This is a genomic window from Polaromonas sp., assembly GCF_018780625.1.
In the GTDB taxonomy this organism is placed as follows: Bacteria; Pseudomonadota; Gammaproteobacteria; order Burkholderiales; family Burkholderiaceae_C; genus Polaromonas.
The window spans coordinates 59,201-71,219 of record NZ_JADMJK010000111.1 but is presented as its reverse complement, the minus strand read 5'-3'; the positions used below and the strand labels follow the sequence as shown (position 1 = coordinate 71,219).

Genomic DNA, 12,019 nt, shown 5'->3' with positions numbered 1-12,019 from the left:
TTTATGTCGATCAGCGTGCTGCTGTGGGTTTTTCAGCAGGCGCCGGGGTGGGGGCTCTGATTTTTTGCTTGGGTTGGCGCAGTGCCCTTTTGCGACCCTTTGCTGCGCAACTGGCCAGGCACAAGGATGCCAGGCCCTGCCCGCATACGGTAGCCATGGCCGCCAAGTTCCAAACGGAGCAAGGAGAACTGGACGACCTAAACCGCAAGTGGATAGCCTAGCCGACCAACGGCTGGATCAAGAATTTTCTGGGGTTTCGCCAGATCAGTATGCCAGTCCTTGAAAAGGCGAAAGCCGAGTTCAAGATCGTTTGCATGGCGCTCAACTTGCGCAAAATGGGGGGCGATGCAGGTTTGTTGAGGCAAAGAGTGTCAGGAAGCGCCCATCAGGCGCGCTTTGTAGTTGCTCAACGCCGATCGCACCGCCTAGGCATGGGCGTTCACCTTTGCACCACCAACTTTGGGTTACTTATGGCGAAAGGCTGTTTCACGGAAATCCTTCTGGCGCCCAGACTCCTGCGCAGCTTCTCATCCTCCCATTTGAGCGTAAATCGGCAATTCAACATCCTATTGATGTGTCCGAAATAACTTGACCACCACACCTCAACGCTTCTTGTCTTGATCGAGCTGATCCTGAGTCTTCGTTTCGAAGTTGCGCGGATCATGACGCTCGTGCAGCTGATCCGAGGGGAGTCCCCAGGTTCGATTGACCATCCAGCCTCGTTTGACAGCAGGGCGTTGCGCCACCGCCTCGGCCCAGCGCTGGACGTTGCCGTATTCGCTGACCTGCAGGAATTCAGAGGCCTCATACAACTGCCCCCGTACCAAGCCGCCGTACCAGGGCCAGATGGCGATATCGGCTATGGTGTAGTCTTCTCCCGCGATATATGGCCGCTCACCGAGCAGGCGGTTGAGCACGTCGAGCTGGCGCTTGACTTCCATGGCGTAGCGGTCGATGGCGTACTCGATCTTGACCGGCGCGTAGGCATAGAAATGGCCAAAGCCGCCGCCCACGAACGGCGCGCTGCCCATCTGCCAGAACAGCCAGGACAGGCATTCCGTGCGCTGCGGCACCTCCTTTGGTAGGAAACTGCCGAATTTTTCGGCTAGGTACATCAGGATCGCGCCCGACTCGAACACGCGAACCGGCGCCGCGCCGCTGCGGTCCATCAAGGCCGGAATCTTGGAGTTCGGATTCACCTCGACGAAGCCGCTACCTAACTGTTCCCCGTTCTTGATCTGGATGGGCCAGGCGTCGTACTGCGCCTTCTCGTGCCCCAGCTCCAGCAGCTCTTCCAGCATGATCGTGACCTTCACCCCGTTGGGTGTGGCCAGCGAATACAGCTGCAGTGGATGGCGCCCGACCGGCAAGGTCTTGTCGCGGGTGGGGCCGGCCACCGGGCGGTTGATGTTCGAAAAACTGCCGCCGTTGCCAGGCTTCCATTGCCAGACTTGGGGGGGGACATAGGGTTCGTTGGCTGACACGTTGATGGCTCCTGTGTTTTCGCTCAGGGAATGGGCTGACCGCCGGGGCGCTGGCGGTCGACCCAGTTCCATTGCGCCTCGCCAAAACCTTCCACCCCAAGGGACTGGGATTGGCGATGCGCGATGCGCCAGTCGCCCGTTGCGCCTCGCACCAGCTGGTCGAGGTAGCGCAGTCTGGCTGTTTGTACCTCGCCCGCCCATGTCTGGTGCCATGCAATGACATAGGTGAGCGCGCTGGCGGTGTCGCCATGCAAGTCGACCACGCATTGTCCGAGCTGATGATGGGTGCGCCGGAAGAGGGCCTGGCGGATTTTCATGCCGTCGAGGATGGTCTGCCGGCCCACTACCGGGCCACCGCGGCCGGGGCCCTGGTCCATCACGGCGTCGTCGCTGAAGACGGCGCCGATGGCCTCGATGTCGTATTCGTCAAGGCGCTGGCAGTAACGGGCGAGCAAGTCACCGATGAGTTGGCGGTCAATGAGCTGTTCGAGCTGTTGAGTGGAAGAGGGGGTTGCGAGTCCGGTGGTCATGGGTACTCCTGACAATAAATAGTCCATCATGGTGGAAAAATCCCGCCGCTTGTGGAGCAGCGGGCCCAAGTCTTTATGTGCCGGTTCAGGGTGGTGCGCCTGGAGGAGCCCCCCTGAATCAGGTCCATCCGGGTCGGTCTTACTTGACGTTGCTGATTTGTTGCAGACGGACCGCGCCAAAGCGCTGCTCGAAGGTCTTATTGGTCGGCACCAGGGCTGTTTGGAAGGAGGCCATGTCGGGCTTTTCGACGATTTGCACGCCAGCGTCCTTCAGAATCTTGATGGCGGCCACATCGTCCGCGTCCACCTGGTTACGCATGGCCACACCAGCGAGCCTGGCCGAGGTCTTTAGCGTCGCTTTCTGCTCGGCCGTCAGCTTGCCCCAGAACTTGGGGGAGGCGATGAAGGACACGGCGCTGTAAGCGTGGTTCGTCAGTGTGATGTGTTTCTGTATGTCCTGGAACTTCGCGCCCGTGATCACGCCCAGCGGGTTTTCCTGGCCGTCCACTGCGCCTTGTTGCAGGGCCGTGAACAACTCGGTCCAGGCCATGGGGGTCGGCAGTGCACCCAGCGCCCGGAAGGCAATGATCTGGGTTTCGTTCTGCTTGGTTCGGATCTTCAGGCCCTTGAGGTCGGCCACGTTCTTGACCGCACGGCGGTTGTTGGTGAGCTGGCTGAAGCCGTTCTCGCCCCAGGCGAGACCCACCAGATTGGCCGTCTCAAGCTTCTTCAGCAGATCGTCGCCCACGGCACCGTCCAGCACGCGGCGAGCGTGCCCATAGTCGCGAAAGAGGAAGGGCACATCCAGAACGTCGAAGTCCTTGACGAAGTTGCCCATGGGGCCATTGGTGGTGATCAACAGGTCGATGGCGCCGAGCTGCATGCTCTCCAGCATTTCGCGCTCGCTGCCCAGGGCGCTGGCCGGGAAATGCTCGAACGCAAAGTTGCCACCGGTGCGGGCGGTGAATTCCTTGTCCAGGGTTTTGGCGGCCGCCATGAAGTGATTGGATGCAGCACCGTACGCCAGGCGCACTTTGGTCTGGCCCCAGGCAGGAGCGGTGGCAACAGCCGAGGTGGCCACCACGAGCAGCAGTTTCTTGAAGGTTTGGGCGAGTTTCATGTTGTCTCCGGGACGGGCTTTCTGAGGGATTAAAGGGCGGCGGTGAGGCCGCCATCGATCGTGAGGATGTGTCCATTGACGAATCGCCCTGCATCGCTGAGCAGGAACAAAACGGCAGGGGCCACGTCCTCGGGCTTTCCCCAGCGGCCCAGCGGCACACGTGCGCTGAGCCAGCGGGTGAAATCTGGATCATCAACGATGGCGTTGGTGAACTCGGTCTTGAGGTAGCCGGGGGCTACCGCATTGGTGTTGATGCCGCGTGAGCCGAACTCTTGCGCCAGCTCGCGGGTGAGCGCGGAGAGCGCGCCCTTGGCCGAGGCGTAAGGGGCCAGGGTGCCTTTGGTGTGGCTGGCCACGGTGGAACTGACCATGACCACGCGCCCGCGGCCACGGGCCACCATGGACGGCATCACCGCCTGCGTGACATTGAAGGCGCCGCCGACATGGGTGTCCAGGATCGCGCGCCACTCATGCTCTTCATAGGTTTCATACGGCTTGCGGTTCTGGTTGCCGGCGTTGCTGACCACGCCGTCGATGGCGCCGCAGTGCGCCAGGATGCGATCCACGGCCTGTCTGACGGCCTGGCGGTCTGTCACGTCGAATGCCGCACTTGATGCCTCATAGCCAGCCTCCCGCAACTCGCGGGCCTTGGCTTCGGCTTGGTCTGCATCCAGGTCGTTGATGACCACGTGCGCTCCGGCTTCAGCGCATTGGTGGGCGATGGCGCTCCCCAAGCCCCGTCGCGCCCCGGTAATTAGCACGGTCTGACCCCGCAGGGAGAACAGATCTTGAAATTTTTTTGTCAAACTCATGGAGGCTGTTATTTTTAGAATTGCTATAAAGACGCACTATACATAAAAAACGAAAAATCTTACATGACGAGAAAAAATCTTATAAACTTGAACTCTCAGCCTGATCCAGCTAAACAACCAAACGGAAGGCCGTAAATGACGGAAATGTCCACGTGAGCAGTCTCGATAAAATGCTTGAGGTTCTAGACCTCTTCAGTGAAACCCGATCAGCGGTGACCGCCGAGCAGGTGGCGGAAGAGCTCTCCCTGTCACGAGCCACCGCCTACAGATACCTGACGACGCTGACCAAGTCCGGTCTGCTGTCGCCGGGGGCGGGATCTTCGTGGGTGCTGGGAGGGCGGGTCATCATCCTGGACCGGCTGATGAGGATGTCCGATCCGCTGCTGACTGAGGCAAAAGCAGAGATCGCGGTCATGCATGATCAGGTCAATGGGGTACTGCTCCTTTGCAGCTTCTATGGCGACAAGGTGCTCTGTATTCACCAGCACCGAACCAGTTCCAGCGCGATCACCAGCTACACACGCGGGCGTCCGATGCCGCTCTTTCGCGGCGCCACCTCACGGATCATTCTGGCCCACTTGCCACCTTACCAGCTGCGCAATCTGGTGCTGCATCGGCACGACGAAATTGAAGCGGCCGGACTTGGCAACAACTGGGAGACCTTCCGAGATCGCCTCGCGGGCATCCGCAAGCGCGGCTACGAGGTTGGTCTGGGCGAGGTTGATGCTGGCATGGTGGGCGTCGCAGCACCGATCTTTCGCGGAAAGGCGATCGCCGCCTGTCTTAGTGCGGTCGTGACCGACGATGAGTTCAAGCGGGTTGGCGCCGAGGTTCTGGCCCAAGTGGTCATGCGTGCGGCCCAGGCCATTGGACAGCGCATAACGCCGCCCGACGTGAAGGGCAACGCCGTTGCACCAAGCGGATTTCCTTCCACCCGGGGAATAGCCCAGCCCGCCCGAACCTGAAGACCCGGAAGATTTATCCAATAACACACAGGAGACAACCAGAAATGCAGGAAACCATCACACAAACCTTGCCCCCACGGGCAGGGCAACTCCGGGGCTTCGCGAATGCCGATCGGATCTTCAGCAGCGTCTTGCTCGGCATATCCGCCGCCTTGCTGTTCGGCGTGGCGGCCATCACTACCTATCAGGTCATTGCGCGCTTCATCTTTTCCGAGCCGTCCGAATGGTCTGAACCCCTGGCGCGACTGATGATGGTCTGGATGGTTTACCTGGGTGCCGCTGCAGCGCTGCGCCACGGTGCGCTGGTGGGCGTCAACATACTGCTGGAGCGGCTGGGCAAGCCTGCTCAAAAAGTGCTGCTATCGCTGATCTCGGCGGCCACCGTTGGCCTGATGGTGGTAGTTGTGGTGGCCGGCGTCGAAATCATGGACGTTGTTCGCAATCAGAATCTTGCTGGTCTTGAGATTTCCATCAGCTGGGCCTACGCTGCCATTCCGGTGGGGGGCGCTCTGAGTTGTCTCGCCGTGGTCGCCCGCCTGATCGAAGTGTGGGCAGGCAATGAAGACATCACCACCGTGGAGGTACTGGAATGAGCGCGTTCATCGTATTGGGCCTGCTGGTATTCATGGCCCTCAGCATTCCGGTGGCGGTGTCCATTGGCTTGTCGGGCGTGCTCTCGCTGACCCTCTTTACTGACATGCCGGTCGCGGTGGTCGCTCAGCGCCTGTTCACATCAATGGACAATGGCCCGCTACTGGCCATTCCACTGTTCATTCTGGCGGGCAACCTGATGGAAAAGGGCGGCGTGTCGCGGCGCCTGGTGGACTTCACCAAGTCTATCGTCGGCGGCACGCAGGGCGGGCTGGCCATCACCTGTGTGCTGACCTGCCTGATCTTCGCGGCCATCTCGGGCTCGGGTGTGGCCACCACGTTCGCGATCGGCTCAATCCTGATTCCGGCGATGGTCAAGCAAGGATATCCGGTGGCCAAGGCTTCGGCCCTGCAGGCGACCGCGGCCGAGCTAGGCGTCATCATTCCGCCCTCCATTCCCCTGATATTGTTCGCCGTGTCGACGCAGGTGTCCGTCGGTGAATTGTTCATCGCTGGTGTCATTCCGGGCCTGTTGATCGCCATTTCCCTGGTGGTCTATGTCTGGGTCTGGTGCCGCATGACCGGGCACGGCAAGAACGACCGCGACGAAAGCCTGAGTTTTGGCGCGGCCGCCCGGAGCGCGTCCCTGGCCTTGCTGATGCCGGTCGTGATTCTGGGGGGCATCTACGGTGGCATCTTCACGCCCACGGAAGCCTCTGCCGTGGCCTGCACCTATGCGTTCATCCTCGGCATGTTTGTCTACCGGGAGATGAGCTTTTCGGCCCTCGTGGACGTGCTCAAGAGGAGCGCCGTCACGACCGCAGCCATCATGCTCATCATTGCCTTCTCGGGTCTGTTCGCCTACCTTCTGACGCGCTCTGGCGCAGCCGCTGCCATTGCAGCTTATGTGACCGAACTGGTCACTTCGCCGCTTATGTTCCTGTTGGCGGTCAACATCCTGCTGTTTTTGGTGGGCATGTTCGTTGACGGGGCCGCTGCCATCATCGTGCTCGCACCGATCCTCACCCCCATCGCCGCGGGTTACGGCATTGATCCCGTGCACTTCGGCGTGGTGATGGTAATCAACCTGGCGGTCGGCATGATCACGCCGCCGTTTGGTGTCAACCTGTTTGCCGCCTGCATGATTTCCGGAATATCCTTCGAGAAGATCGTGCGCCCGCTCGTGCCCTTTGTGCTCGTGGTGATGGCATGCCTGGGGCTGGTGACTTACTTCCCTGAGTTGTCGCTGTGGCTTCGTGACGTGGTTTATCCGCGCGGCTGACAGCGGCGCGGCTTCAGTTTTTTACAAGTCCGGGCCAGTGCGTCATTGGTCCGCTCCAGTTTTTGATGTCTAGGACAGCAGCCCCGCACCACGCTCGTGTCCAGTATTGACTTCTTTTCTTCACCAATTATGCAAAGCAAATTCTCCCTGGCCAACCAGCGCATCCTCATCACCGGTGCAGGTGGTGGCATCGGTTCCACCACCGCCGCCGTCTGCGCCCAGCAAGGGGCCGAAGTGATTCTGGTCGACCGCACCCACAAGGATGCCCTGGTGAGCCAGCTGGAAGCCGCCGGACATATCGTGAGTTTCCACGCCTGCGATGTCAGCAAGCGCGAAGAGGTCGAGGCACTGTGCAAGCGCATCGGACCTGTGGATGCCGCCATCCTCAATGCGGGCGTCAACACCTGGGGTCCCTGGACCGAAGACGACTTCGACAGCGTCTTTGAGCAAACCATGGACGTCAATGTGCTCGGTTCCATTAATTTTTGTCGCGCCCTGCTGCCCGGCATGAAAGCCCAGGGCCGGGGCCGGCTCGTTCTCATGGGCTCGGTAGTGGCCTGGACGGGCGGAACGATGGAGTCAGTGCCCCTTCACTATGTTATCTCCAAGGGGGGTGTTCACGCCATGTTGAAGTGGTTGGTGCGCCGCGCTTCGCCGGAGGTGCTGGTAAACGCGGTGGCCCCGGGGCCCGTCCGAACCGCCATGAACGCCGACCAGCCCTGGACTCCACCGAGCTCCATGCCAATCCCGCGCCTGGCCGACCCTCAGGAGATCGCCTGGCCGATGGCCTTCCTGTGCAGCGATGCTGCCAGTTTCATCAATGGTGTCGTGCTGGACATCAATGGCGGCAACTACATGCGCTAAAACCCAAGGCACAGTGCCGGGAGACCCTTTTCAATGATCAAACTGTACGACCTGGCTGGCGCCGACGAGAGCCAGCGCTGGAGCCCCTATTGCTGGCGGGCCAAACTCGCCCTCGCTCACAAAGGGCTTGACTTCGTGGCCATCCCCTGGCGCTACCACCAGAAGGCTCTTATCAGCCCTTCGGGCCAAAATACGGTTCCCGTCATGGTGGACGGCGATCGTTGGATTGGCGACTCTTGGCGCATCGCACTCCATCTGGACGCAGCTTTTCCGGACCGCCCCGGATTGTTCGGGCCACGATCCGGCGCTGATCCATCGCATGCGCTGTTGATGAAGAACTGGACCGAGCAGCACCTCCACCCCTTGTTGCGACAGGTGACGTTGCTTGATATGTTCCATCGCCTGCATTCTGACGACAAGGCCTACTTTCGGAGCAGCCGCGAATCAGCATTTGGCATGACTCTGGAGGACATCAGCCGAAACGCAAAAGCCAGGCTTGAGCAATTCCGGCAGGAGCTGGCGCCGCTGCGCAAGGTGTTAGAGAGCCAGCCATTCCTGGGTGGTGAAGGGGCAACTTTTGCCGACTATATCGTCCTGGCGATGCTGCAATGGGTGGAAATCGGGTGTCAGGTCGACCCCTTGGATTTGCAGGACAGCTTGGTGCCATGGCGACATGCGCTGGCCCCGGTGCTCTCTCGGGCCCAGCGCGGCGTCGGCGTTCCTGAAAGCGGGGGCGCTTGAACGAAGATGTGCCTTTCGTCTTGGCGCATGGCCAGAAGGGCAAAAGTGGTGGCGAAACTGCCGCTATACCTGCTGGGCTGAATGGCCTACTTCGGTAGGGTGCAAACGCCCAAGGTCTGGCGATAGCTGGACGGATGGCTCCACCATCGCCTGCGGGGCCGTCCCGCTCAAGCACAGTGGTGACGAAGCCGATGCACGTTATCTGGCGCAATTGCTGCGGCTGGGGATTTTGCCGGCAGAAACGATTTTGGTGTTGTGATGCGTTAATCCTGTAAATGAAGCGCAGTAGAGGCACTTTCCGTGCGTAAGCATCGGCGCCTGAACCCGTCTCCGAACCCGGGCTCACCCGTCTTGGCTGGGCCTGTGATGACTGGGGAAAGCGGGTTTAAAGCGAGCGATTGTTTGAGCTGTAAGCAAGTTCGAGTTCGACCCCCGCTTTTCCGGGGCAGCGAAGGGTCGCTTTTTTTGCTTACTTTCTTTGGCGACGAAGCAAAAGTAAAGTGCCTCGACCGCCGGGCGAGACCGGCCAGCCCAACCACGACAAGCCCACAGCCCGCCAAACAAACCACCCAGCCACCCAAAAACCCAACAAAACAAATAGCCCTCAAAATACGCCCATGACCCCCGCAATGCCTAGCCCCACACCCGCCCCTATCCCCCGCTTCTGGGCCAACCTCAAAAGCCCCGACTTCACTCGCCTTGACCTGAGCCGCTGCATCGCCGTGCTGCCCGTGGCCGCCATCGAGCAGCATGGCCCGCACCTGCCGCTCAATGTCGACACCACGCTGGTCGAGGGCGTGGTGGCGGCCGCGCTGCCGCATTTGCCCGCCGACCTGCCCGCGCTTTTTTTGCCCACGCAGGCGGTTGGCTTCAGTCCCGAGCACACGCGCTTTGCTGGCACGCTGACGCTCAAGGCCGAGACCATCATCCGGCTCTGGACCGAGGTGGCCGAGTCGGTGGCGGCCAGCGGCGTCAAAAAACTGGTGCTGCTCAATTCGCACGGCGGCCAGGTCGGGCTGCTGGACGTGGTGGCCCGTGACCTGCGGGCGCGCTTGGGCATGCTGGTCTACAGCGTGAACTGGTTCAACCTGCCGCTGCTGGACGAGCACGGTGCGTCGGTGGCTGAAAGCTTCAGCGCGCATGAGCACCGCTTCGGCATCCATGCGGGCGAGATCGAAACCTCGATGATGCTGGCGCTGCAGCCCGGACAGGTCGACATGCGCCAAGCGCAAGATTTCCACTCGACCTCGCAGGACCGGGCGCAGCAGTTCAGTCTGCTGGGCGACGGCCGCAGCGCCAAGCTGGCCTGGCAAATGCAGGACTACAACGCACACGGCGCGGCGGGCAACGCGGCGGCGGCGACGGCTGAAAAAGGCCGGGCGCTGCTCGGCGCTGCAGGCCGCAGCCTGGCCCGGGTGCTGGTTGAAATCGACCAGTTGCCGGCTGACACGCTGCGCCACAGCACGGCGTTTTAAACCCCCCAAAAAAACAAAACCCCCAGGCAGCGGGTAAGCCGACTGGGGGGTTGTACCGTGCGCCGGGCGGGTAAGCCCGGCTGCGGTGTCAAACAAGTATCGGCCAATGCCTGCCGAATAATTTCCCTGGTTTTTCATGTTTTTCAGAAAATTTAGATCAATTTTCTGTGTATTTATAAAAAACAGATAAATTACCTGAATGGATATATTTGACCGGAAAATTCTTCAGGTGTTGCAGGCTGACTCGCGCACCAGCCTGCAGGCCATTGGTCAGGCGGTGGGCCTGAGCCCTTCGCCGTGCTGGGGCCGCATCAAGAAAATGGAGGAGGCCGGCGTGATCGAGGGCTATACCGTGCGGCTCAACCCACAGGCGCTGGGCCTGGGCGACACCGTCATGGTGCAGGTCACGCTCGACAGCCACTCCGACAACACGCTGGAGAAATTCGGCGAAACGCTGGCCGCCATACCCGAGGTGATCGAGGCCTGGCTGGTGTCGGGCGAGTACGACTACCTGCTGCGCATTGCCGTGCACGACACCAAGGACTACGAACGTCTGCTGCGCGAGCGGCTCTACAAGATCAAGGGCATACGCCACAGCAAGTCCAGCTTTGTGCTGCGCACCCTTAAAAAGGCCGATTTGCCGCTGCTGCCGGGCTGATCCGGCCGGCAGGGACAAAGCCTGACAGTGCGCGGCGCGGCTGGCTGACAGGTGCGGCGGCGCCGCGCGCGCACAGTCAGGGGGTGGCTCTGCGTGCTTGCGGGGTCCCCACATCCATATTTTCAGGGGCGTTTCATGCAGTCACGGGCTTTCAATCTCAAGGTATGGAGCGCTCGCGCGCTGGGCTTGGGGCTGGTGGGTGCGCTGGTGGCGTGCGGCGACACGGCCCTGCTGCCGCCCGAGGCTGGCATGGGTGCCAGCCCGACGCTGCCCGCGCCGGTCACGCGTCTGATTCCCACGGTGAACATCGCCCCTGCCAAGGGCTGGCCCGAGGGCGTGAAGCCTGTGCCGATGGCCGGCCTGGCCGTCACCGCAATGGCCGCCAACCTGGACCACCCGCGCTGGCTGGCCGTGCTGCCCAACGGCGATGTGCTGGTGGCTGAAAGCAACGCGCCCGCCAAGCCGGAAGACGGGCAGAGCATCAAGGGTTGGCTCACGAAATGGGTGATGAAACGGGCCGGTGCCGGCGTGCCCTCGGCCAACCGCATCACGCTGCTGCGCGACACCGATGGCGACGGCCAGGCCGAAACCCGCAGCGTGTTCCTGGAAGGCCTGAACTCGCCCTTTGGCATGGCGCTGGTGGGCAATGACCTGTACGTGGCAAACACCGATGCGGTGCTGCGCTTTCCCTACGAAACCGGCCAGACCCGCATTGCCGCGCCGCCCATCAAGGTCGTGGATTTGCCGGCTGGCCCCATCAACCACCACTGGACCAAAAACATTATTGCCAGCCCGGACGGCAGCAAGCTGTATGTCACCGTGGGGTCCAACAGCAATGTGGGCGAGCGCGGCGTGGAGGCTGAGGCCGGCCGGGCCGCCATCTGGGAGGTCGACCGCAGGACCGGCAGCCACCGCGTGTTCGCCTCTGGCCTGCGCAACCCCAACGGCATGGGCTGGGCCCCCGGCAGCGGCGCGCTGTGGACCGTGGTGAACGAGCGCGACGAGATCGGCAGCGACCTGGTGCCCGACTACCTGACGTCGGTCAGGGACGGCGCTTTTTATGGCTGGCCTTACAGCTACTACGGCCAGAACGTGGACGCCCGCGTCAAGCCGCCCCGGCCCGACCTGGTGGCCCGCGCCGTGTCGCCCGACTATGCGCTGGGCGCCCATGTGGCGCCGCTGGGGCTGGCATTTTCTGACGGCAAGGCCTTGCCGCCCGCGCTGGCCAGCGGCGCGTTTGTCGGTGAACATGGTTCCTGGAACCGCGTGCCGCACAGCGGCTACAAGGTGGTGTTCGTGCCCTTCACCCAGGGCCAGCCGGCCGGCCTGCCGGTCGATGTGCTGACGGGATTTTTAAGCGCCGAAGGCCATGCCTATGGCCGGCCGGTCGGTGTGGCCATGGACCAGCGCGGCGCGCTGCTGGTGGCCGACGATGTCGGCAATGTGGTCTGGCGCGTGCACAGCGCGCCTGCGCGGTAAGGGTACGGGAACTTGATG

12 protein-coding genes and 1 pseudogene are annotated in these 12,019 nt (G+C 61.7%); 9 read left to right on the top strand and 4 right to left on the bottom strand.

What is annotated here, in order from left to right:
• Positions 1-140 precede the first annotated feature (140 nt).
• A pseudogene (locus tag IV091_RS10050) lies at positions 141-338 on the top strand (transposase); the annotation flags it as partial.
• Between the two features lie 264 nt (positions 339-602).
• On the opposite strand, the gene yghU reads toward IV091_RS10050, so the two are convergent.
• The 4 genes from yghU to IV091_RS10030 all read right to left on the bottom strand — a co-directional run bounded on the left by yghU (position 603) and on the right by IV091_RS10030 (position 3,946).
• Entirely contained in the window at positions 603-1,484 is an 882-nt protein-coding gene (gene yghU / locus IV091_RS10045) for a glutathione-dependent disulfide-bond oxidoreductase (RefSeq protein WP_293468241.1), read from the bottom strand.
• A 23-nt stretch (positions 1,485-1,507) separates the two neighbouring features.
• The gene (locus IV091_RS10040; protein WP_293468239.1) at positions 1,508-2,014 is read right to left on the bottom strand and encodes a nuclear transport factor 2 family protein; all 507 of its coding nucleotides are present in this window, start codon (positions 2,012-2,014) and stop codon (positions 1,508-1,510) included.
• Between the two features lie 139 nt (positions 2,015-2,153).
• The gene (gene dctP / locus IV091_RS10035; RefSeq protein ID WP_293468237.1) at positions 2,154-3,134 is read right to left on the bottom strand and encodes a TRAP transporter substrate-binding protein DctP; all 981 of its coding nucleotides are present in this window, start codon (positions 3,132-3,134) and stop codon (positions 2,154-2,156) included.
• 29 nt (positions 3,135-3,163) lie between these two features.
• The gene (locus tag IV091_RS10030; RefSeq protein ID WP_293468235.1) at positions 3,164-3,946 is read right to left on the bottom strand and encodes a glucose 1-dehydrogenase; all 783 of its coding nucleotides are present in this window, start codon (positions 3,944-3,946) and stop codon (positions 3,164-3,166) included.
• A gap of 152 nt (positions 3,947-4,098) precedes the next feature.
• Between IV091_RS10030 and IV091_RS10025 the strand changes: the two genes are divergently transcribed.
• The 8 genes from IV091_RS10025 (at position 4,099) to IV091_RS09990 (ending at position 12,001) form a co-directional block, all read left to right on the top strand.
• Positions 4,099-4,911 carry an IclR family transcriptional regulator gene (locus IV091_RS10025; protein WP_293468233.1) on the top strand — a complete coding sequence of 271 codons (813 nt, stop codon included), beginning with the start codon at positions 4,099-4,101 and terminating at the stop codon, positions 4,909-4,911.
• Positions 4,912-4,955: 44 nt separating this feature from the next.
• Positions 4,956-5,504 (top strand): TRAP transporter small permease, encoded by a 549-nt coding sequence (locus tag IV091_RS10020; RefSeq protein WP_293468231.1) that lies wholly within the window; start codon positions 4,956-4,958, stop codon positions 5,502-5,504.
• Positions 5,501-6,784: a TRAP transporter large permease gene (locus tag IV091_RS10015; protein WP_293468229.1), complete on the top strand. Its 1,284-nt coding sequence runs from the start codon at positions 5,501-5,503 to the stop codon at positions 6,782-6,784. Before IV091_RS10020 ends, IV091_RS10015 begins: the two co-directional genes overlap by 4 nt.
• A gap of 129 nt (positions 6,785-6,913) precedes the next feature.
• Positions 6,914-7,648: an SDR family oxidoreductase gene (locus IV091_RS10010; RefSeq protein WP_293468227.1), complete on the top strand. Its 735-nt coding sequence runs from the start codon at positions 6,914-6,916 to the stop codon at positions 7,646-7,648.
• 33 nt (positions 7,649-7,681) lie between these two features.
• A complete protein-coding gene (locus IV091_RS10005) occupies positions 7,682-8,389 on the top strand; it encodes a glutathione S-transferase family protein (RefSeq protein ID WP_293468225.1) in 708 nt (235 codons plus the stop codon).
• Positions 8,390-9,018: 629 nt separating this feature from the next.
• A complete protein-coding gene (locus IV091_RS10000) occupies positions 9,019-9,864 on the top strand; it encodes a creatininase family protein (RefSeq protein ID WP_293468243.1) in 846 nt (281 codons plus the stop codon).
• Positions 9,865-10,063: 199 nt separating this feature from the next.
• The gene (locus tag IV091_RS09995; protein WP_293468223.1) at positions 10,064-10,522 is read left to right on the top strand and encodes an Lrp/AsnC family transcriptional regulator; all 459 of its coding nucleotides are present in this window, start codon (positions 10,064-10,066) and stop codon (positions 10,520-10,522) included.
• Positions 10,523-10,657: 135 nt separating this feature from the next.
• Entirely contained in the window at positions 10,658-12,001 is a 1,344-nt protein-coding gene (locus IV091_RS09990; protein WP_293468221.1) for a sorbosone dehydrogenase family protein, read from the top strand.
• The last annotated feature ends 18 nt before the right edge of the window (positions 12,002-12,019 follow it).

Excerpts from the sequence above, each read along its gene's own strand:
- IV091_RS10015 (WP_293468229.1), top strand. The coding sequence starts at position 5,501 with ATGAGCGCGTTCATCGTATTGGGCCTGCTGGTATTCATGGCCCTCAGC.
- IV091_RS10020 (WP_293468231.1), top strand. The coding sequence starts at position 4,956 with ATGCAGGAAACCATCACACAAACCTTGCCCCCACGGGCAGGGCAACTC.
- IV091_RS10040 (WP_293468239.1), bottom strand. The coding sequence starts at position 2,014 with ATGACCACCGGACTCGCAACCCCCTCTTCCACTCAACAGCTCGAACAG.
- IV091_RS09995 (WP_293468223.1), top strand. The coding sequence starts at position 10,064 with ATGGATATATTTGACCGGAAAATTCTTCAGGTGTTGCAGGCTGACTCG.
- IV091_RS10010 (WP_293468227.1), top strand. The coding sequence starts at position 6,914 with ATGCAAAGCAAATTCTCCCTGGCCAACCAGCGCATCCTCATCACCGGT.
- IV091_RS10000 (WP_293468243.1), top strand. The coding sequence starts at position 9,019 with ATGCCTAGCCCCACACCCGCCCCTATCCCCCGCTTCTGGGCCAACCTC.
- dctP (WP_293468237.1), bottom strand. The coding sequence starts at position 3,134 with ATGAAACTCGCCCAAACCTTCAAGAAACTGCTGCTCGTGGTGGCCACC.
- IV091_RS09990 (WP_293468221.1), top strand. The coding sequence starts at position 10,658 with ATGCAGTCACGGGCTTTCAATCTCAAGGTATGGAGCGCTCGCGCGCTG.
- IV091_RS10030 (WP_293468235.1), bottom strand. The coding sequence starts at position 3,946 with ATGAGTTTGACAAAAAAATTTCAAGATCTGTTCTCCCTGCGGGGTCAG.
- IV091_RS10005 (WP_293468225.1), top strand. The coding sequence starts at position 7,682 with ATGATCAAACTGTACGACCTGGCTGGCGCCGACGAGAGCCAGCGCTGG.